The following is a 20,405-nucleotide window of genomic DNA, read 5'->3' as shown; positions in this document are numbered from 1 at the left end:
GATCCGGAAGCCACGGCGATAGGCTCGAACGTCCGGCATCGGGAGGATGTCGGGGACCACAACGGGATGGGAATTCATGTATCTGGACCTGCTGACCACGGCCGCCTCGGTCGATACTCACACGCTCACCAGCACTTTCGACACCTTGGCGAGCGCGGACGCGGTCAACACGGCGACGGACCTGCTGGCGAAGAAGAAAAAGAAGGGTGGCAGCGGGCTGCTGATCTTCGGCGGCATCTGCCTGCTCGTCGTGGTGGTCATCGTGGTGGCCGTCCTGCTGCTCAAGAAGAACAAGAACGACGGCGGCAACGGTCAGCCGCCCCAGCAGCCGCCCTACGGTGGCCCGCAGGGTGGGCAGCCGTACGGCCAGCAGCCCGGTGGTCAGCTGCCCTACGGCCAGCAGGGTGGCCAGCCGCCGTACGGCCAGCAGGGTCAGCCGCCCTACGGTCAGCAGGGCGGGCAGCCGCCCTACGGTCAGCAGCCACCGTACGGCCAGTCCTGACCTGATCGAGGGACTCGCGGCGATATCCTCGCCCGATGACGAGGCATCCCCGCGAGTCCTCGACCGACCACCATCTCGTCGCCAAGGGGCTGTCCGCGACCGGCGTGGCCGGACTGTTCCTGCTGCTGCGGCTCTTCGCGGTCACCGATTACGACTGGAACGCCGCGTTCTCCGTGGTCGGCACGCTCGGCCTGGACGACGTGGCCCCGATGGTGCTCGGCACCCTGATGGCCAGCCCGCTGCTCGGCGGTATCGCGCTGTCGATCCTGTTGCCGGAGGCGGTGCTCCGCCAGCTCCGGCTCGGCCGCCCCACCTGGGAGAACGCGGGCAACCTCGCCTGGCTCCTCGTGGTCGCGCTGTTCACCGTCGCGCTGCTATGGACCTACCGGGTGTGGTGGGTGCTTGTGGCCGCCTGCGTGCTCGGGATCGTGCTGTTCCTGCTGCTGCGCACCAGTCATCGCAACGCGCGATTCGCGAAGTGGTTCGTCGGTAGTTCGGCGCTCATCGTCACCCTGGCCGCGCTGATCCTGGCCGCGACCGTGCAGGTTCCGTGGGTCTCGCGCGAACACATCGACACCAGGTCCGGCGTCGTCGACGGCTATGTGCTGGAGAATCCGCCGGGCTTCCTGAAGGTGCTGCTCGAGGACGGTCGCGAGATCGTCATCCTCGATACCGCCGATGTCACCGGCCGCGAGGAGATCGACCCGGAACCCTGAGACCGCGCGTCGCGCTCGTAGAGTGAGGGCGTGCAGCTCATTCTCGTGCGTCACGCCCAGCCCGATCGCGTCGTCGGGACCACCACGGCCGCCGACCCCGGACTCACCGACATCGGTCGGCGCCAGGCCGAGCGGGTGCCCGCGGCGCTGGCCGCGCACGAGATCAGCCGGATCGTCAGCAGCCCGCAGCGCCGCGCCCGCGACACCGCGGGTCCCACCGCGGCAGCCCGCGAGCTGCCGGTCGAGGTCTTCGACGATCTCGCCGAATACGATCGCGATCTGCCCGCCTACATCCCGATCGAAGACGCCAAGACCGAGTTCGCCGAGGTGTACACGCGGATCAAGGCCGGGCTGTTCCCCGACCAGATCGACGGGCCCGCCTTCACCGATCGGGTGCTGCGCACGGTCGGTTCCCTCGTCGCCGACGCCGCGCCGACCGACACGGTGGTCGCGTTCGCGCACGGCGGGGTGATCAACGTGCTGCTGGCCGACATCCTCGGCCTGGCCCGCCCGCTCACCTTCCCGATCGACTACTGCTCGGTGACGCGGATCCTCTACTCCCGCACCGGCTCCCGCACCGCGGCCACCATCAACGAGAACGGCCACGTCTGGGACCTGCTGCCGCGCAACCTCGCCCGCGCCTGAGCACAGGAAAGGCCCGGTGTCGTCGACACCGGGCCTTTTCCGTGAACTGTCTCAGGCCTGCTGAGCGATCCAGTTGTGCATCCAGGAGATGGCCGTCTGACCACCACCGACGGAGTAGCTGCCGTAGAGGGTGTGGGCCTGCGAACGGTAGAACCGCTCCAGGTCCTTGGCCCGCTGCTGATTCGCCGAGTCCGAGAGCTGCGCCTGCAGCACCGGGACGCCGCCGTGCGCCATCAGGTCGTTGATGATGGCGCCCGCCTCGATCTGGTAGCGCCACATGTTCGCCGGGTTGGCATCCGAGCTCTGCGCCAGGAAGCCGGCGAACCGGGTGACGAAGTCGTCGGTGGCCGTCGCGCAGTAGAGATCGTCGACCGCGCAGATGGTGCGCACCCGGTCGCTGAGCCAGCCGAACCCGCCCGGCCGCGCGCCACCGGCGCCCGCGCCCGCGGCGATCGGCCCGACCTGGATGTCGGTGGGCGAGCGGCGCGGATCGGAGATCAGGCCGACGGCCTTGACCTTGCCCGGCGGGACGGCACTGACGCCGGTGCCGATCTCGGCGGCGAGGTCGCCCGCTGCGTCGGCGCCCTGGCTGTAGCCGACCAGCGCGATGTCGGTGTCACCACAGGCGGCGAGCTTGGCGGTGATCAACCCGCGCGCGGCGTCGACGGCCTGCTTCTTGGACTGGCCGTAGACATCGCCCTCCCACGGGAAGGCGGTGGCGGCGTAGGTGACGTAGTCGACGTCGGTGTTACGGGGTAGGCCGTTGGTCACCCCGGCGAGCATGCCGGGCCCAGGTTCCTTGTCGTGGCCGGTTTCCCAGGTGCCCGGGATCGCCACGACGTACAAACTCGGGCAGCCCGGCGCCGCGCTCGCGCTCGTGCCGGCTGCCATGATGCCGGTAGTCATCGCCGCGGCAACGCCCAGTGCCGCGACAACCTTCTTCAACTGCATACCGCTCCAGTTCAACCTTGCTCGCACAGTCGAGCAAACCCCGTCAAGTCGGCCCAGACCTCGCCGCAGAACAGAATAGGCGTACGGGTGCGCCGGTGCCACATGACGGCCGGAATTCTTCCTCACACCTCGAGGTCTTCTTCGATGCCCCGGAGGCGGTGGCGGGCCAGTGCGAGATTGGCGCGCCCGCGATCGAGGGCGAGGTAGAGGAAAAGGCCCTTGGATTTGCGTCCGGTCATCGGACGGATCAGGTGGTACTGGGTACCCAGACTGATCAGGATGTCCTCGATGTCCTCGTTGAGGCCGAGCTGCTCCATCGTGCGCAGCTTCGCCCGGACGACCTCGGTGTTGCCCGCCGCCGCCACCTGCAGATCCAAAGCCTTGGTGCTGCTGAGCATTCCGAGGGCCATGCCACTGTTGTAATCGACGACGGCGGCGCCGATCGCGCCGTCGATCACCATCATGTCCTTCAGCGCCAGATCCATGTTCGACATATCGAGCCTTTCACTCCAGTTCTTTCTCGGGGTGCGTCATCGCCAGATGTTCGGCGATGGCGCGAGCCACCGGCCGCGACTCCAGGTGGAGCCGGCCGACGTTCACTTCCGGGCCGGCGAGCACGGTCAGCGAGGTGTAGCCGGCGGCGTAGATCACCACCTGCCCCTCGGAGCCGAGCACGACGACCTCGTTGAACCCGCCGCCGTGCGCGGTGGTCGCCAGCCGGTACGACAGGGCCAGCTGCGCGGCTGCCATCGCGGCCATGCCCGCGGGTTCGATGTGCGCGGGTAGGTCGTGTTCGATGAGCATCCCGTCGCTGGAGGCCACCAGCGATCCGGTCAGCCGCGGCACCCGCTCGCGCAGCGACTGCAGTTCGGCGAGCACGGCGGTATTGCGTTCGGGCACCGTCACTTTCGACAACCTTCCCCTCCATTCACCGAGCAGCTTCTTCCGCACGGTCACGCAAGCTCCTCCAACGCCGCCCTGAGCCGGATGAGTACATCGCGGTCGACCTGCTGCCAGCGTTCGGGTTCGTAGGGCGCCGCGCCGGTGAGGTTTCCGCGTCGCCGGACGGTCGCGGTCGCTTCCTCGTCGACCGCGTGCCGTCCGGATCTTTCGTTCGTCCCCTGGCCACCGAGCGCGGGGACGCGTCTGGGCAGTGTGGGCACGGTGGGGTTCGGCGGTTCCGGCGCCGAATGTCGTTGGGGCGCCGAGTCGTCGACGGGGTCCGGCGCGAGGGCGAGATGCCTGCCTGCCGGCTTCGCCTCGACGGGTTCCTGGATCAGGCCCGCGCTGGTGAGCGCGCGGACGTCGACGAGGCAGCCGTAGGTGGTGCGACCGAGGTCGCGGGCGATCTCGGCGATGCTGCGGCGCGCGTCGGCGGCGGCGAGGATCTCGGCCTGACCGCCGGTGAGCACCAGGCGATTTCGGCGGATCCGGCCCACCGGGACCACCGGGACCGCGGCGACGAGGTCGGCGGGCCACGGCCCGCGCTCGAGCTGGCTGCGGCGCGCGAATTCGTGCACGAGGGCGCGCGGCGCGATACGGCAGACCGGCGCGAGCCAATGCTCGGGCGCGGGCCGGAATTCCGGTTCGTCGGCGGAGGCGAGCAGCAGATAGGCGGCGTCGAAGACCGACAGCAGTGCCAGCGTCTCCAGCCGGGGACGGTGCAGCAGCGGGCCGGGATCGCCCGCCCCGGCGCGACGCCAGTCCTCGGCCGTGGCCACCCCGGCCTCGACGACGAGGCGGTCCAGCCCGATGGTGCGCCGGCAGCCCGCCGAGGCGATCGCGCCGCGGGCCAGATGGAATTCACCGTCGCCGACGCGCAGGACGCCGGTCGAGCCCTGTTCCTCGAGCCGGTGCAGCTCCTGCGCCAGTGCCGCGCTCACCGTTCGGCGCCCGTCAGTTCGGCGAGCGCGCCGCGCAGCTGGTAGCGCGCCATGCCGAGATTGCCGCTGTCGCCGTCGAAGACGACGTGCACGAACAGGCGGCCGTCGAAATCGCCGTCGACCAGGTACAGCAGGTGGAATCCCCCGGTCCGGCACACGATGAGTTCGGTGATGTCGTCACCGTCGCGGCCGGTGGCCAACGCCGTACAGCCGAGCACCGCACGAAGCACGTCGGTCGTCGCCGCCGCATCCTCGTGTTCGTCGACGATGTCGTGCACTCCAGCCGCGGCGATCGCCAACCCGCTGGCCCCATCCACCAGTGTCACGCTGCGCGCACCCGGAATATCCATGATGCGTTTCAGGCAGCCGTCGAGAGAATTCACACGCCCCGCGCCCTGTCATCGATCGGTTATCGAACCGAGACGTTATACCCACCCGCAAACATCCGCACCTCGAACGCCGGAAAATTGCTGTGCCCCAATTTGTTTGCTGAGGTTTGCTGGAAAACCGCCCGGTATCAATACTTTTCAGTAACCTCGCGGGAATTCGCCAGCAAACTCCGGAACCTCAAGCTCAGCCCACATTTCGGGTCCGGCGATCAGCGCGCGAACATTACGGAACAATCACGGCGGACGTAGCCGAGGGTCAGCCCGCGGCCCTGCGATACCAGGATTCGGCTTCGCGATGGGCCCCTTGCGCTTCGAGCAGCGCGGCCAGATTCGCCATGGCACGGGGGTGGCCGTAGTCGGCGGCGCGACGGAAGCAGCGGCGAGCCTCGGTGAGCGCGCCGAGGCGCCGCAGCAGCATACCGAGATTGTTGATGGCGTCGATGTCGCCGTGGTCGGCCGCGTCGCGGTACCAGGACTCGGCCTCGTCGAGCCGGTTCTGCTCCTCGTAGAGCCGGGCCAGGTTGTACATGGCGTCCACGTTGCCCGCGTAAGCGGCATGGTGGTACCAGGTTTCGGCGTCGCGTCGGTCGCCGCACTGGTACAGCAGGGTCGCCAGGTTGTACATGGCGTTGGCGTTGCCGCCCGCCGCGGCACGGCGATACCAGGACTCGGCCTCGTCGAAATCGCCGAGCTTGTCCAGCAGCACGGCCAGGTTGTTCATCGCCCTGGTGTGGCCTGCGGCCGCCGCGCGGCGGAACCAGTACTCGGCTGCCTCGAAATCGCTGTGGTCGTAGTAGATGTTGGCGAGGTTGTGCATGGCGGTGCCATCACCGCGCTCCGCGGCGCGATGCAGGCCGGCCATCGTTCCCGGCGGTAACGGCACAGCTCCCCCTCGGATCACCGGTTACACATCGATAACGGAAAGTCTATGTGCTGCACCGAAGATCAGCCACGTCGTTTGCCGACGCATCGAATCCGTTGCGCCCCTACCCAGTTCAGCCCCCTAGGCACACCTGTGGCTACCGGCGCCGAGACGCGAAAGCGCCCGTGGACTCGAAAGTCCACGGGCGCCGGGGGTATTCGCTGCTCAGCGCGCGATCAGCGCTGGGCGACCGCCGTCGGGGGGATCGGCGCGGGCAGCGCGGTCTCGCCCCGCGAGGAATTCATCGACGGCCGACGTGTCACTGGTCAGTAGTGGAACCTGGCTTGCTGCACGATCACCATGTTGTCAATGACTACGTATACGAGGCGGTGCTCCTGATCAATGCGGCGCGACCAGGCGTTGTCCGCGAGGTGCTTCAGCCGTTCGGGTTTACCGATACCGGCGTACGGATCGCGGGTGATGTCGCGGATCAACTCGTTGATCCGCTTCACCATTCGCCGATCGGTCATAGTCCAATGGGTGTAGTCATCCCATCCGTCTTCGGTGAAGGTAACCTTCACTCGACCAGCGCCCGCTCGGTGTACTCACCACGGCGGGTAGCCTCCAGGCTGCGTAATAGCCGAGCAGCGTTGGCCGGGCTCGACAAGAGGTAGGCGGTCTCCACCATGGCGTCGTAGTCCTCCTTGGACAACAGCACGGCATTGCCCTTCTTGGAGACGATTTCGATAGCGGTGTGGTCCTGGTTGACCTGCTCGATCAACGGGAACAGGCCCTTGCGAGCGTCAGTGGCGGTGATCGCGGTAGTCATATTGACATGGTACCAGACTGGTACGCAATTAGGTACCATTGAGCCATTTGCTTGTCGCGGGGACCATCGCCAAGATCAGGGTGATGATCGGGAACACCAGGCCGTAACTCGGTGGCTGTACTTCGATCCCGGCCACGGCCACATCGCCGATGACGACCACCACGCAACTGCCGACCACCATCCAGCGACCCACCATGCTGCGTTGGCACAGCATGATCGCGCCGACAAACAGCACGGCGCCGACGAGCACGGATATGCACCCGACGACGACCGCCAGTGACGGCGTTATATGGCTGCCGCCCAGCTCGATAAGGTTTCGCTGAAATGTCTTGTCGTCACCATGTGCCGCGAAGACAACGATGGCGAGCACACCGGCGACGACGCTGGCGATTCCCCCGAACAGTGCGAGCACCCCCGCCGTGATGGCGGTCCCGCCGCTGGGTGCGGGCGCGACTACCTCCGGATTGCTCGGCATTGGCAACGGCTCGTGCACACACAGCCCTTCCTATCCGACTGATCGAACAGAAAGTGCCCGTGGAGCTGAGTCCACGGGCACTTCTAGTTCAGCGATCAGCGCTGGGCGACCGCCGTCGGGGGGATCGGCGCGGGCAGCGCGGTCTCGCCCTCGAGGAACTTGTCGACCGCCGAGGCCGCGGCGCGGCCCTCGGCGATGGCCCACACGATCAGGGACTGACCGCGGCCCATGTCACCGGCGACGAAGACGCCGGGGATGTTGGTGGCCCAGTTCTTGTCGCGCTGCACGTTGCCGCGGCCGTCGTAGCCGACGCCGAGGTCGGTCAGCAGGCCCGGCTTCTGCGGGCCGACGAAGCCCATCGCCAGCAGCACCAGGTCGGCCTCGAGGGTGAAGTCGGTGCCCTCGACCTTCTCGAAGCGACCGTTGGCCATCTTGACCTCGTGCGCCTCGAGCCCGGTGACCTTGCCGTCCTTGCCGACGAAACGCTCGGTGTTCACGGAGAACACCCGCTCGCCGCCCTCCTCGTGCGCCGAGGAGACCCGGTACATGAGGGGGTAGGTCGGCCACGGGGTGGAACCGGCGCGCTCCTCCGGCGGACGCGGCATGATCTCGAACTGGTGGACGCTCTCGGCACCGTGGCGGTGCGAGGTGCCCAGGCAGTCGGCGCCGGTGTCGCCACCACCGATGATGACGACCTTCTTGCCCTTCGCGTGGATGGGCGGCAGGCCGTTCTCGTCGGTGATGTCGTCACCGAGCTGGACGCGGTTGGCCAGCGGCAGGAACTCCATCGCCTGGTGGATGCCGTCGAGCTCGCGGCCCGGGATCGGCAGGTCACGGGCGATGGTGGCGCCACCGGCGAGCACGATCGCGTCGAACTGCTCGCGCAGCTGCTCGGCGGTGATGTCGACGCCGACGTTCACGCCGGGCTTGAAGATGGTGCCCTCGGCCTCCATCTGCGCCAGGCGGCGGTCGATGAAGCGCTTCTCCATCTTGAATTCCGGGATGCCGTAGCGCATCAGGCCGCCGATGCGGTCGTCGCGCTCGAACACGGTGACGGTGTGGCCGGCACGCGTGAGCTGCTGCGCGGCGGCCAGACCGGCCGGGCCGGAACCGACGATCGCGATCTTCTTGCCGGTGAGGCGGGTCGGGTACACCGGGGTGACCCAGCCCTCGTCGAAGGCGTTCTCGATGAGCTCGACCTCGACCTGCTTGATCGTGACCGGGTCCTGGTTGATGCCGAGCACGCACGACGCCTCACACGGAGCCGGGCACAGGCGGCCGGTGAACTCCGGGAAGTTGTTGGTGGCGTGCAGCCGGTCGATGCCCTCGCGCCAGCCGCCCTTGTACACCAGGTCGTTCCACTCGGGGATCAGGTTCCCGAGCGGACAACCGTTGTGACAGAACGGGATACCGCAGTCCATGCAGCGGCTGGCCTGACGCTGGAGGGTGTCGTGCGAGAACTTGTCCTCGTACACCTCTTTCCAGTCGAGCAGGCGCAGCGGCACCGGACGGCGGGTCGGGAGCTCCCGAGAGGTGTGCTTCAAAAATCCCTGGGGATCAGCCACGAGCGGCCTCCATAATCGCCTCGTCAACGTCCTTGCCGCTCTTCTCGGCTTCGGAGATGGCGAGCAGAACCTTCTTGTATTCGCGGGGCATGACCTTCACGAAGTGGTTCACCTGCTGGGACCAATCGCTCAGGATGCGCTCGGCCACAGCCGAACCCGTTTCGTCGCGGTGGACGGTGATGATGTCGCGCAGCCAGGTGAAGTCGTCACCGGAGAGCTGCTCGATCGCCTCGGCCTGATCCGGGTTGACCCGCTCGGCGAGCGTGCCCTCCGGGTCGTAGACGAACGCGACACCACCGGACATACCGGCGCCGAGGTTGCGGCCGGTGCCGCCGAGGATGACCACCCGGCCACCGGTCATGTACTCGAGCGCGTGGTCGCCCACGCCCTCGACGACGGCCGTGGCACCGGAGTTGCGGACGGCGAACCGCTCGCCCGCGACACCGTTGATCAGGATCCGGCCGCTGGTGGCGCCGAACATGATCACGTTGCCCGCGATGATGTTGTCCTCGGCGACGAAGCTCTCCGGCGCGGTGAGCGCGGGGCGGACCACGATGTGGCCACCCGAGAGACCCTTGCCGACATAGTCGTTGGCGTCACCCTGCACGCGCAGCGTGATGCCGGCCGGGACGAACGCGCCGAAGCTGTTGCCCGCCGAACCGTTGAAGGTGATGTCGATGGTGTCGTCGGGCAGGCCCGCGCCACCGTAGAGCTTGGTCACCTCGTGGCCGAGCATGGTGCCGACCGTGCGGTTCACGTTGGTGATCTTGGTTTCGATCTTGACCGCCTGGCCACGCTCGAGCGCGGGCGCCGCCTGGGCGATCAGCTCGTTGTCGAGCGCCTTGTCCAGGCCGTGGTCCTGGGTGCCGGTGCAGCGGGTGTCCTGGTTCATGAACGCCGTCTCCGGCATGTCCAGGATCGGCGACAGGTCCAGCTTGGCGGCCTTGAAGTGCTCCTTGGCCTTGGCGGTGTCGAGCAGGTCGACCCGGCCGACGGCCTCGTCGAGCGTGCGGAAGCCCAGCTCGGCGAGCAGCTCACGCACCTCCTCGGCGACGAACAGCATGAAGTTCTCGACGAACTCCGGCTTGCCCGAGAAGCGCTCGCGCAGCACCGGGTTCTGGGTGGCGATACCCACCGGACAGGTGTCGAGGTGGCACACGCGCATCATGATGCAGCCCGAGACGACCAGCGGAGCGGTCGCGAAACCGAACTCCTCGGCGCCGAGCAGGGCGGCGATCATCACGTCGCGGCCGGTCTTCATCTGACCGTCGACCTGGACCACGATGCGATCGCGCAGGCCGTTGAGCAGCAGCGTCTGCTGGGTCTCGGCCAGGCCGAGCTCCCAGGGACCGCCCGCGTGCTTGAGCGAGGTCAGCGGCGAGGCGCCGGTGCCGCCGTCGTGGCCCGAGATGAGCACGACGTCGGCGTGCGCCTTGGACACACCGGTGGCGACGGTGCCGACACCCGGCTCCGCGACAAGTTTCACGTGAATCCGAGCCTGCGGGTTCGCGTTCTTCAGGTCGTGGATCAGCTGCGCCAGATCCTCGATCGAGTAGATGTCGTGGTGCGGCGGCGGGGAGATCAGGCCGACGCCCGGCGTGGAGTGCCGCACCTCGGCGACCCACGGGTACACCTTGTGCGCGGGCAGCTGGCCGCCCTCGCCCGGCTTGGCGCCCTGGGCCATCTTGATCTGGATGTCGGTGGCGTTGGTCAGGTAGTGCGCGGTGACGCCGAAGCGACCCGAGGCGACCTGCTTGATCGCCGACCGGCGCCAGTCGCCGTTCTCCTCGACCTCGAAGCGGGCCGGGCTCTCGCCGCCCTCACCCGAGTTCGAGCGGGCGCCGAGGCGGTTCATCGCGACGGCGAGGGTCTCGTGCGCCTCGGCCGAGATGGAGCCGTAGCTCATCGCGCCGGTCGAGAAGCGCTTGACGATCTCGCTCGCGGGCTCGACCTCGTCGATCGAGATGGGCGCGCGCTGACCCTTCTTGAACTTGAACAGGCCACGCAGCGCGGCCAGACGCTCGGACTGGTCGTCGACCAGCTTGGTGTACTCCTTGAAGATCGAGTACTGGCCCGAACGGGTCGCGTGCTGCAGCTTGAACACCGTGTCCGGGTTGAACAGGTGGTACTCGCCCTCGCGACGCCACTGGTACTCGCCGCCGACCTCGAGCTCGCGGTGCGCGCGCTCGTTGCGGTTCTCCAGGAACGCGACACGGTGGCGGGTGGCGACCTCTTCGGCGATCTCGTCGAGACCGATGCCGTCCAGGTGCGAGCGCAGGCCGGTGAAGTACTCGTCGACCAGATCCTGCGCCAGGCCGATGACCTGGTACAGCTGGGCGCCGTTGTAGGAGGCCAGGGTGGAGATGCCCATCTTCGACATCACCTTGAGCACGCCGTTGCTGGCCGCGGTGCAGTAGTTCGCGACGGCCTTGCGGTAGTCGGCCGCCAGGTCGCCGGTGGAACCGGGAACCTGCAGCGAACCGCGCTCGAGCATGTCCTCGATCGACTCGAAGGCCATGTACGGGTTGATGGCGGCCGCGCCGAAGCCGACCAGCATCGCCATGTGGTGCACCTCGCGGGCGTCACCGGCCTCGACGACCAGGCCGACCATGGTGCGCGTGCGCTCGCGCACCAGGTGGTGGTGCACCGAGGAGGTGAGCAGCAGCGACGGGATCGGCGCCAGCTTCTCGTTGGACTCGCGGTCGGACAGCACGATGATGCGCGCGCCGCCGTCGATGGCCGCCGAGACCTGGGTGTTGATGGCCGCCAGCGCACGGCGCATACCCGCGCCGCCCTCGGCGACCGGGTACAGGCCACGCACGACCACCGAGCGCAGCCCGGGGTGGCTGCCGTCGTCGTTGATGTGGACCAGCTTGGCCAGCTCGTCGTTGTCGAGGATCGGCTGCTCGAGCGCGATCTGCTTACACGACTCGGGGCCGGGGTGCAGCAGGTCGGCCTCGGGGCCGATGTTGCGCTTGAGGCTGGTGACGACCTTCTCGCGGATGGCGTCCAGCGGCGGGTTGGTGACCTGCGCGAACAGCTGCGAGAAGTAGTCGAACAGCAGGCGCGACCGGTTCGACAGCACCGCGATCGGCGTATCGGTGCCCATCGAGCCCAGCGCCTCGCCGCCGGTCTTGGCCATCGGCGTGATCAGCAGGTTCAGGTCCTCGGTGGTGTATCCGAAGATCTGCTGACGGATCAGCACGCGGTCGTGCGACATGTGCACGTGCGGGCGGTCGGGCAGGTCGGCCAGGCGGCTGACGCCCTCGTCGAGCCACTGCTGGTACGGCTGCGCCGCGGCCAGCTCCGACTTGATCTCGGTGTCGGTGAGGATGCGGCCCTGCTCGGTGTCGACCAGGAACATCTTGCCCGGCTGCAGGCGGATCTTGCGGACCACGGTGGCCGGGTCGATGTCGAGCACGCCGACCTCGGAGGCCAGCACGACGAGGCCGTCCTCGGTGACCCAGATGCGGCCGGGGCGCAGACCGTTGCGGTCGAGCACGGCGCCGATCTTGGTGCCATCGGTGAAGCACACCGCGGCCGGGCCGTCCCACGGCTCCATCAGCATCGAGTGGTACTCGTAGAACGCCCGCAGCTGCGGGTCCATGTTCTCGTTGCGTTCCCAGGCCTCGGGAATCATCATCATGACCGCGTGGTGCAGGTCGCGACCGCCCAGGTGCAGCAGCTCGAGCACCTCGTCGAAACGCGCGGTGTCGGAGGCGCCGGGGGTACAGACGGGGAAGATCTTCTCCAGGCGGTTCTTGCCCGCCTCGTCCTTGCCGAACACGTCCGAACGCAGCAGCGCCTCACGCGCGCGCATCCAGTTCTCGTTACCGGTGACGGTGTTGATCTCACCGTTGTGGGCGACCCGGCGGAACGGGTGCGCCAGCGGCCACGAGGGGAAGGTGTTGGTGGAGAAGCGCGAGTGCACGATGCCGATGGCCGACTCGACGCGCTCGTCCTGCAGGTCCAGGTAGAAGGCACGCAGCTGGGGCGTGGTGAACATGCCCTTGTAGATGAAGGTCTCGCCGGACAGGCTCGGGAAGTACACCGACTCCTTGCCGACGGCGCCCTCGCCCGGACCCGACTTGCCGAGCTCGTGCTCGATCCGCTTGCGGATGACGTAGGCGCGGCGCTCCAGCTCCATGCCGGACAGCTGCTCGGCGGAGTTCTTGGGCGAGCCGATGAAGATCTGCCGGAAGGTCGGCATGGCGTCGCGGGCCAGGGCGCCGAGCGAGGACTCGTCGATCGGCACCTCGCGCCAGCCGAGCACGGCCAGGCCCTCTTCGGTGACGATCTTGTCGACGCCGTAGGCGGCGCGGGCGGCCTCGCGGCGGGCCTGCGGCAGGAAGGCGATACCGGTGGCGTAGGAACCGACCGGCGGCAACTCGAAGTCGACGACGGCACGGAAGAACTTGTCCGGCAGCTGGATCAGGATGCCCGCGCCGTCGCCGGAGTTCGGCTCCGCGCCGGCGGCACCACGGTGCTCCAGGTTCAACAGGGCCGTGATGGCCTTGTCGACGATGTCTCGACTGCGTCGACCGTGCATGTCGGCGACGAACGCGACGCCGCAGGCGTCGTGCTCGTATGCCGGATCGTAGAGCCCGGTGGCACCGGGTGACCTGTGGCCAGGAAGTTGCGTCATGCCTCTGCCTTCAAGAAAGTCGGCTGTCGATGAGTCGGCCGCTCAGCTCGCTGAGCGTGTGCCCTTCGTCGTCTCGCCTCCGTCAAGACTGCGTCCGTACGGTCCGAAACCAGCGGCAATGGTGGTTTGCGGCGTGCAGTCACGTCTCCAGTTGTCCACCCGCTTCGTTGACGTAGTGGGTGCTCAGAGGTAACGGAACGCTTACACGTCCCTTACCTCCGCGCGGGGTTTCACCCGCTAGTCTTGGCCCGGTTTCACCGGACCCCGAAACAGGTGGTTGTGCCGAACAGGGGTGCGTTCGGCGTAAGAGCAAACGATAAGTCAGACCGCAGACCCAACCAACTAAGGTTGTGCTAATAAACCTGTCTAGCTGGGGTTTGTAACGGCGGCATGCTTCGTCGCGCGCGTCGTCCAGTGTAAAGCAGAGCAGGCAGCGGATCGATCCCGAATAACCGCCGCCGACCTGCGAGAACACCATGGCCGAGCAGACCCGTCCGAGCCTTCGGCGCGCGGCCGAAAGCTGAACTCACCTGCACCGCAGCAGATTTCCCCGGCAACGCGCTGGTCAAACCTGGGCGCTCCGCTAACCGGGCCCAGGTAGGTGAGATATTTATGACAGCGGCCCCGACGTGCTTTGGTAGTGAGCCAACCGTACGGTCTGTACATCGAATGTGGGTCACAGCACACAGCTGGCAAATGCGATGACAGTGTCTTTCGCCACACAATGGCACCCACGTACCAGTAGGTACGGATCGCCGAGTGCGACACGCCGTGGTCGTGCCGCGCGTCGCCCCGACGGGACAGTGGGCGCCGATGCTCGGCGCCGATCACTGTGAGGCTGACCACAAGGGAGCCCGCGAAGCTCGGTGTGTCGGGTCGGGGCCTGTCACGCTGGCACAACGAATCCATGTCAGTTTCGCCATGCCCAGTGGAGCGCAAGACCCGGGGAGAACAGATGACCGGCACACTCACCTGGCTCGGCGGAGGTCTCGCCGCGCCGCAGCGCCGCGACTCCGACACGGGCGCCGACCTGGCCTTCCAGCACGAGCGCGGCGGTTATGCCGTCACCGGCGCTGCCGTCCTGGCCTTCGCCGTCGTGGCCGGGATCCTCACCGCGGCCGCGCTCGCCGCCGCGGACACCGGCGTGTTCGGGACGCTCACGCTGTCACTCCTCGTCGCGGTGGGCGCGGGCGCGCTCGGGCGGGCGCTGGCCACCACCAGGCCCGGCGCCGACGATCGGCGCGGCACCGCGGCCAAGATCGGCGTCGGCGTGCTGGCCGGCGTCTTCGTCGCCGAGCTGGCCTCGACGGTGTTGCTCGGCGGGACCGTCGACCGCGAACTGGACGTGCGGGCGCAGGCAGACGCCGAGAACGCGCCTGCCGTGGTCGCCGCGCGCACCGAACACGAGCTGGCCGTCGCCGACCGGACCGCGCTCGACGCGACGATCGCCACGGCGCAGACCGACATCGACCGCGCGCTGGTCATCGCCCGCTGCGAATACAACCCCACGCCGGAATGCCCGCAGACCCGGATCACCGGCGTGCCAGGCCGCGGTCCGGAGACCCAGACCGCCAACGACATGCTCGACGACGCGCGCAAGCAGCTCGCCGCCGCGCAGGCCCGGATCGAACCGCTCGACCAGCGGGTTCGCACCGAGAGCGCCGAACTCGCGGCCGCGAGGGCCACCGCCTTCACCGAGGGCGACCGTGGGCTCGGCGCCCGCTGGCTGGCCATGAACAGCTACACGGCGGGTCATCTCGGGGGCGCCGCCCTGCGCGTACTCGCGCTGCTCGCCGGTGTACTGCTCGCCCTGCTGCCGCTGCTGTTGCGCTGGTGGCGCGGGGAGACCTCGCTCGACCGCACCGTCGACGCCCAGGAGGTCGCCGACCGGGCGCAGCGCGAGGCCGACGCCGCGATCGCGGTGAAGCGCGCCGAGGTGCGCACCGAGGCGGCCGCGCTGCGCGCCGACCACGAACTCACCTCGGCCAAGCTGGCGATCGAGGCCGACACGGTCATCGATCGCGAACGTCAGCGCACCAGGATCATCGCCGCGATCGGCGGTTTCGAGCTCGGAATCGCCGAACCACACCGAAAGGACGACGCCGTGGCCTTGGAGCCGAACGTCACCTCGCAGCAGCTGCCCGCCGGATACGCGCCGCAGGCCCTGCCCACCGGAGCTCCGCAAGCGGGCGCCCTCGTGCCCGCACAGCAGGCGCCCACGCAGGCCCCGAGCGGTGGGCTCGAACTGCCGATCATCGGCACCGTGCCCTTCACCGATACGGCCGCGCGCTGGATCCGGCCGCTGGTGCCCTCCTTCGTCGCCAACGCGATCGACTCGGCGACGCATCCGCTGCGGACCGCGCGGCAGGCGTTCGAGGAGGTCGAGGAGGTGACCTTCACGCTGCGCCGCAGCCGCAAGGTCACCGTGGACAGCCAGGACTCGGCCGCGCCGCAGCAGATGGTGCCCGCGGGCTATCAGCTCCAGGGCGGCCAGCCCGGATATCTCCCGGCGGGCCAGCAGCCGCAGTACAACCCGTACGCCCAGCAGATCGCCTCGACCGTCGTCGACGCCCCACAGACCAGGTACCACCCGGACCCGCGCCAGTACCAGGCCGCGCCCGGCTACACCGCCCTGCCCGCGGGCGCGGGCAACGACCTGCCCGCCGCGCCCGGCTACGGCGAGATCGCGGGCAACGACACCACCGAGCTGCCCGGCGGCGGTCGACGTCAGCTGCCGCCCGGCCGCTGAGTCAGTGGGCCACTGAGGCAGCCCTCGGACCGCGCGAGTGCCGGGCCGTCCGGCGGCACCGCCGGCACCAGACCGAACGCCCCGCCGCGCGTGGCAACGTGCTGGGCGACGCCTGGTGCCGGGATCTCCTGCGGTGTCGCGTCCGCTGACGGTGGCGCACCCGGTCTGGTGGCTCAGGCGCACCCTGGTCGGGTGGTCCCACCCTGTGTTCGCGGCGGCCGGCGCTATGACCCTGCTCACCGGTGTCAGCCGCGGGCCGACCGGGCGCGCAGGGCGGCGAAGGCGGCGAGCAGCAGGATCGCGACGATGCCGACCACCGTCAGGTGGATGCCGCTGACGAAGGACTCGTTCACCGAGGTCAGGAACTCCGCGCCGACGGACCCGGGGAGTTCGCTCGCCGCGGCGACCGCGCCGCTGAGTGAACCCGACGCGGTGGCGACCAAGTCGTCCGGGAGCAGCGAGAGGTCGAGGCCGCCGCGGAACACGGCCATCACCGTGCTGCCGAGCAGGGCGACGCCGAGCGCGAGCCCCGTCTCGTAGGCCGTCTCCGAGATGGCCGCGGCGGCACCGGCCCGTTCCTCGGGCGCGGAGCCGACGACCAGGTCGGCCGACACCGTCATCGCCACGCCGGCGCCGACGCCGATCCCGACGAAGCCGAGGACGAACGCCTCGACGCCGCTGGCCGCGTCGATCGCCAGGAACGCCGCCGTGCCGAGCGCGGTGACGACCAGCGCGCCTGCCAGCACGACCGCCGCCCGCCAGCGCCGCACCAGCCAGGCCGCGGCGAGCGAGCCGAACACGCTGGCCGCCAGCCCCGGCAGCATCACCATGCCCGCCTCGAGCGGCGAGCGCCCGAGCACCAGCTGCAGATACTGCGAGCCGAAGAACAGCACACCGGCCAGCGCGAACACCGCGAGCAGGTTGGTGAACACCGCGATCCGGAACCGCGGCAACGCGAACAGCCGCAGGTCCAGCATCGGATCGGCGAGGCGGCGCTGCCTGCGCACGAACAGCACGCCGGCGAGCAGGCCGAGTACGCCGACCACGAGCACGACCGGGCTCGGCCCGTGCGCCGCCGTCTCCTTCACCGCGTAGACCACGGGCACCAGCGCCAGCATCGAGAGCACGGCGCTGAGCAGATCGAACCGGCCCGGATGCGGGTCACGTGATTCCGGGATGAGGACCGGCGCCAGCATCAGCAGCACGACCATAACGGGCAGGTTCACCAGGAACACCGAGCCCCACCAGAAGTGCTCGAGCAGCCAGCCGCCCACGATCGGCCCGGCCGCCGCGCCACCACCGGCCATGGCGCTCCACACGCCGATGGCGAGGGTGCGCTGCCGCGCGTCCTGGAACATCGAGCGGATCAGCCCGAGCGTGGCCGGCATCAGCGTGGCACCGGCGACGCCCTGCAGCACGCGCGCCGCGATCAGCATCTCCGGCGAGACCGACCAGGCCGCGAGCGCCGAGGCGACACCGAAGCCCACGGCGCCGAGCAGCAGCAGCCTGCGCCTGCCGATCCGGTCGCCGAGATTGCCCATCACCACGAGCAGTCCGGCGAGCACGAACGAGTAGACGTCGATGATCCACAGCAGCTGCGGCGTGCTCGGCGCGAGGTCGGCGCTGATGGCGGGCACGGCGAGGTCGAGCACGGTGGCGTCGACCGCGAGCAGCAGCAGGGCGAGAGCGAGTACGGCGAGGCCGGCCCAGTCGCGCGTGCTGGCACGCGCCGGGGCGACCTGGGTGACAGGGGCGTTCATCGGCTTTCTCGACTTCCGTCGTCTTTCGTTGGTAAACCGTCCAGACGGTACAGTAGCAGATATACCGTCCAGACGGTACAGTCATTCCGTGGCTTCCGACACCCGCGATCGCATCCTCGACGCACTCGAGACCCTGCTGCTCGAACGCGGCGCCGCGCAGGTGACCCTCGAGGCCGTCGCGGCCACCGCCCAGGTGTCCAAGGGTGGGCTGCTCTATCACTTCAAGAGCAAGGACGCCCTGCTCGCCGGCCTGGTACGCCGCCTCGGCGAGCGGGCGCGCACCCAGCGCGAGGACGCGAAGGCAGCGGGGACCCCGACCGCCGAGTGGTATCTGCAGACCCCGGACATCAGCGAGCAGGCCGAGGCCGTCGAACTCGCGCTGTACCGCTCACTGCTGGCGACGATGCGCAGCGTGGAGGCGTCGAACACCGCCGCGCCCGACGAGATCCAGCAGGCCCTCGACGAGGTGCTGTCGTCCTGGTCCGACGACCTCGATGCCGAGATCGACGACCCCGTGCGCGCCGACACCATCCGCCTGGTCGGCGACGGTGTCTACCTGCGAGCCCTGCTCGGCCTGCCGCCGATCGACCCCGAGCGCTACCGTCAGGTCGTCGCCCGCCTACTCGATCACTAGTTCAGTGGACAGGTGTGCACCGAAATGAATTCGCCGACACACCCGCAGCCGAGACCTTGGCACCGCTCACAAAATGGCGGACTACCTGCCTGGATAGTGGCCTCTACGGTGATGTGACCTACGCGATAATCCGGCAGATCGCCCCGATTCCGGTTTACAGTGCGTAAGTGATTCACCGCGACGCAGCGACGAGCACGGCGCCGTGGGGCTCGCCGCTCCTCGGACCGGTCGAAGAGAAATCGGCCATCCGGCGCGTCCGGGTGCAGCTGCTGCTCACCCTGCCCCTGCTCATCGCCAACCTGATCGGCATCGCGATGACCGTGGTGCTCGCCGGTTTCGTGCTGCCGGGTCCGACCGTGTTCACCCGCGATCTGTTGCTGATCAACGCTGTCTTCACGCCCCTGTGCGCGATGGCCGCGCTGGCCGTCGGCACGATCTGGGGAACGGTCGCCGGGCTGCGCACCATGCGGTGGGCCACCGATCCGGACCATGTGCCGAACGCGGCCGAACAGCGGGTCACCGCGTCGGCGCCGCGCTGGATGGTGCTGCAGCAGGCCATGCTGTGGACGGTGGCGCTGGTCGTGCTCACCATCGTCTACGGCGTGGCGCAGGCCGCCCTGATTCCCAAGATCATGCTCGCCATCGGCGCCGCCGCGATCGTGGTGTGCGCCAACAGTTATCTGATCGTGGAATTCGCGCTGCGGCCGGTGACGGCGCGCGTGCTGCGCGCCGACCCGCAGCGCAGGCGCGGCATCGGCGTCTTCGGGCGCACCATGCTGTCGTGGCTGGTCGGGGTCGGCGTCCCGGTGGCGCTGTCGATGACGGTCGCGGTGTGGGCGCTGGCCGATCCCGCGGTGAGCAAGGCCAGGCTGGCGGTGTGCATGCTCAGCCTCGGCGGGTCGGCGCTGCTGTTCGGCATGGTGCTGATGGCCCAGGTCGTCGCTGCCACGGTCGCGCCGATCAAGGGCGTGCGCCAGGCGCTGCGCCGGGTGGAGAACGGCGACCTCACCGCCGAGATCCCGCTCTACGACGGCACCGAACTCGGCGAACTGCAGAGCGGGTTCAACACGATGGTGCACGGCCTGCGCGAGCGCGCCATGATCGAGGACCTGTTCGGCAAGCACGTCGGCCACGATGTGGCGATGGCGGCGATCGCCTCCAAGCCGGTGCTCGGCGGCACCGAGACCGAGGCGGCGGCCCTGTTCATCGACATCATCGGCTCCACCACGATGGCCGCGACGCTGCCCGCGCCCGAGATCGTCGGCATCCTCAACCGGTTCTTCGACATCGTCGTCGACGAGGTGGAGCGCCACGGCGGCCTGCTCAACAAGTTCGAGGGCGACGCCGCGCTGGCCGTCTTCGGCACGCCGGCACCCCTGCCCGACGCGGCGGGTTCGGCGCTGTCCTGCGCGCGGGCCATCCAGCGCAGGCTGCGCGACGCCTCCGACCTCGACGCGGGCATCGGCGTCGCCGCCGGACGTGTGGTCGCGGGCAATGTCGGCACGCACAACCGCTACGAGTTCACTGTCATCGGTGACGCCGTCAACGAGGCCGCGCGCCTGTGCGAGCTCTCGAAGTCCTACGACGAGCGCCTGCTCAGCTCCGCAACCACCCTCACCGCCGCCGCCGACGCCGAGACCGCGCACTGGAAGCTCGCCGACACGGTCACCCTGCGCGGCAGACTCGTCCCGACCCACCTGGCACTTCCCGTGCCGTCCGACTCGGACACCGACCCCACCCTGTCCGAGGCCTCCGACGCGCACTGACAGCACCGCCGCATGATCCGGCCCGTGGCACCGC

18 protein-coding genes are annotated in these 20,405 nt (G+C 68.9%); 6 read left to right on the top strand and 12 right to left on the bottom strand.

Translation table 11 applies throughout. The features are described from left to right. The first annotated feature begins 46 nt into the window (after positions 1-46). The 3 genes from DFR69_RS14295 to DFR69_RS14285 are packed head-to-tail and all read left to right on the top strand — an operon-like array spanning position 47 to position 1,863. A complete protein-coding gene (locus DFR69_RS14295) occupies positions 47-502 on the top strand; it encodes a hypothetical protein (RefSeq protein ID WP_244198245.1) in 456 nt (151 codons plus the stop codon). A 35-nt stretch (positions 503-537) separates the two neighbouring features. Then, positions 538-1,218 (top strand): hypothetical protein, encoded by a 681-nt coding sequence (locus tag DFR69_RS14290; protein ID WP_110037994.1) that lies wholly within the window; start codon positions 538-540, stop codon positions 1,216-1,218. A 30-nt stretch (positions 1,219-1,248) separates the two neighbouring features. Continuing rightward, positions 1,249-1,863: a histidine phosphatase family protein gene (locus DFR69_RS14285; RefSeq protein ID WP_110037993.1), complete on the top strand. Its 615-nt coding sequence runs from the start codon at positions 1,249-1,251 to the stop codon at positions 1,861-1,863. A 51-nt stretch (positions 1,864-1,914) separates the two neighbouring features. Here the strand turns inward: DFR69_RS14285 and DFR69_RS14280 are convergent, their stop codons facing one another. The 11 genes from DFR69_RS14280 to gltB form a co-directional block, all read right to left on the bottom strand. Further along, positions 1,915-2,814, bottom strand: a complete 900-nt coding sequence (locus DFR69_RS14280; protein WP_244198244.1) for a cutinase family protein — start codon at positions 2,812-2,814, stop codon at positions 1,915-1,917. Between the two features lie 122 nt (positions 2,815-2,936). Continuing rightward, positions 2,937-3,308 carry a hypothetical protein gene (locus DFR69_RS14275; protein ID WP_110037992.1) on the bottom strand — a complete coding sequence of 124 codons (372 nt, stop codon included), beginning with the start codon at positions 3,306-3,308 and terminating at the stop codon, positions 2,937-2,939. A 10-nt stretch (positions 3,309-3,318) separates the two neighbouring features. Further along, positions 3,319-3,771 (bottom strand): roadblock/LC7 domain-containing protein, encoded by a 453-nt coding sequence (locus DFR69_RS14270; RefSeq protein WP_244198243.1) that lies wholly within the window; start codon positions 3,769-3,771, stop codon positions 3,319-3,321. Beyond that, positions 3,768-4,697, bottom strand: coding sequence for a hypothetical protein (locus DFR69_RS14265; RefSeq protein ID WP_110037991.1), 930 nt, complete (start codon positions 4,695-4,697; stop codon positions 3,768-3,770). The genes DFR69_RS14270 and DFR69_RS14265 overlap by 4 nt, the downstream gene beginning before the upstream one ends. After that, the gene (locus DFR69_RS14260; protein WP_232995966.1) at positions 4,694-5,023 is read right to left on the bottom strand and encodes a hypothetical protein; all 330 of its coding nucleotides are present in this window, start codon (positions 5,021-5,023) and stop codon (positions 4,694-4,696) included. The genes DFR69_RS14265 and DFR69_RS14260 overlap by 4 nt, the downstream gene beginning before the upstream one ends. A gap of 319 nt (positions 5,024-5,342) precedes the next feature. Further along, entirely contained in the window at positions 5,343-5,948 is a 606-nt protein-coding gene (locus DFR69_RS14255; protein WP_110037989.1) for a tetratricopeptide repeat protein, read from the bottom strand. Between the two features lie 326 nt (positions 5,949-6,274). Then, entirely contained in the window at positions 6,275-6,529 is a 255-nt protein-coding gene (locus DFR69_RS14250; protein WP_110037988.1) for a Txe/YoeB family addiction module toxin, read from the bottom strand. Then, a complete protein-coding gene (locus DFR69_RS14245) occupies positions 6,526-6,777 on the bottom strand; it encodes a type II toxin-antitoxin system Phd/YefM family antitoxin (protein WP_110037987.1) in 252 nt (83 codons plus the stop codon). The genes DFR69_RS14250 and DFR69_RS14245 overlap by 4 nt, the downstream gene beginning before the upstream one ends. A 28-nt stretch (positions 6,778-6,805) precedes the next feature. Continuing rightward, positions 6,806-7,270, bottom strand: coding sequence for a hypothetical protein (locus DFR69_RS14240; RefSeq protein WP_110037986.1), 465 nt, complete (start codon positions 7,268-7,270; stop codon positions 6,806-6,808). Between the two features lie 77 nt (positions 7,271-7,347). Next, a complete protein-coding gene (locus tag DFR69_RS14235) occupies positions 7,348-8,817 on the bottom strand; it encodes a glutamate synthase subunit beta (protein WP_110037985.1) in 1,470 nt (489 codons plus the stop codon). Beyond that, positions 8,810-13,462, bottom strand: coding sequence for a glutamate synthase large subunit (gene gltB, locus DFR69_RS14230; protein WP_110037984.1), 4,653 nt, complete (start codon positions 13,460-13,462; stop codon positions 8,810-8,812). Before gltB ends, DFR69_RS14235 begins: the two co-directional genes overlap by 8 nt. Positions 13,463-14,417: 955 nt before the next feature. On the opposite strand from gltB, the gene DFR69_RS14225 reads away from it, so the two are divergent. After that, positions 14,418-16,211, top strand: a complete 1,794-nt coding sequence (locus tag DFR69_RS14225) for a DUF4407 domain-containing protein (protein WP_110038288.1) — start codon at positions 14,418-14,420, stop codon at positions 16,209-16,211. A gap of 245 nt (positions 16,212-16,456) precedes the next feature. On the opposite strand, the gene DFR69_RS14220 is transcribed toward DFR69_RS14225, so the two are convergent. Continuing rightward, complete coding sequence (locus DFR69_RS14220; protein ID WP_110037983.1) at positions 16,457-17,971, bottom strand: MFS transporter; 1,515 nt, start codon at positions 17,969-17,971, stop codon at positions 16,457-16,459. Positions 17,972-18,059: 88 nt separating this feature from the next. On the opposite strand from DFR69_RS14220, the gene DFR69_RS14215 reads away from it, so the two are divergent. Continuing rightward, positions 18,060-18,605, top strand: coding sequence for a TetR/AcrR family transcriptional regulator (locus DFR69_RS14215; RefSeq protein WP_110037982.1), 546 nt, complete (start codon positions 18,060-18,062; stop codon positions 18,603-18,605). Between the two features lie 167 nt (positions 18,606-18,772). Then, on the top strand, positions 18,773-20,371 hold the full coding sequence (locus DFR69_RS14210) for an adenylate/guanylate cyclase domain-containing protein (RefSeq protein ID WP_110037981.1): 1,599 nt from the start codon (positions 18,773-18,775) through the stop codon (positions 20,369-20,371). Positions 20,372-20,405: the final 34 nt, after the last annotated feature.

The sequence above is a fragment of the Nocardia neocaledoniensis genome (assembly GCF_003182135.1).
GTDB lineage: Bacteria > Actinomycetota > Actinomycetes > Mycobacteriales > Mycobacteriaceae > Nocardia > Nocardia neocaledoniensis.
This window is presented reverse-complemented; position numbering and strand designations above follow the sequence as displayed.

What these genes read in the sequence shown, in the direction of transcription:
- DFR69_RS14295 (WP_244198245.1), top strand. Translation starts at nt 47, where the DNA reads ATGTCGGGGACCACAACGGGATGGGAATTCATGTATCTGGACCTGCTG.
- DFR69_RS14290 (WP_110037994.1), top strand. Translation starts at nt 538, where the DNA reads ATGACGAGGCATCCCCGCGAGTCCTCGACCGACCACCATCTCGTCGCC.
- DFR69_RS14280 (WP_244198244.1), bottom strand. Translation starts at nt 2,814, where the DNA reads ATGCAGTTGAAGAAGGTTGTCGCGGCACTGGGCGTTGCCGCGGCGATG.
- DFR69_RS14275 (WP_110037992.1), bottom strand. Translation starts at nt 3,308, where the DNA reads ATGTCGAACATGGATCTGGCGCTGAAGGACATGATGGTGATCGACGGC.
- DFR69_RS14255 (WP_110037989.1), bottom strand. Translation starts at nt 5,948, where the DNA reads ATGGCCGGCCTGCATCGCGCCGCGGAGCGCGGTGATGGCACCGCCATG.
- DFR69_RS14245 (WP_110037987.1), bottom strand. Translation starts at nt 6,777, where the DNA reads ATGACTACCGCGATCACCGCCACTGACGCTCGCAAGGGCCTGTTCCCG.
- gltB (WP_110037984.1), bottom strand. Translation starts at nt 13,462, where the DNA reads ATGACGCAACTTCCTGGCCACAGGTCACCCGGTGCCACCGGGCTCTAC.
- DFR69_RS14225 (WP_110038288.1), top strand. Translation starts at nt 14,418, where the DNA reads ATGACCGGCACACTCACCTGGCTCGGCGGAGGTCTCGCCGCGCCGCAG.
- DFR69_RS14220 (WP_110037983.1), bottom strand. Translation starts at nt 17,971, where the DNA reads ATGAACGCCCCTGTCACCCAGGTCGCCCCGGCGCGTGCCAGCACGCGC.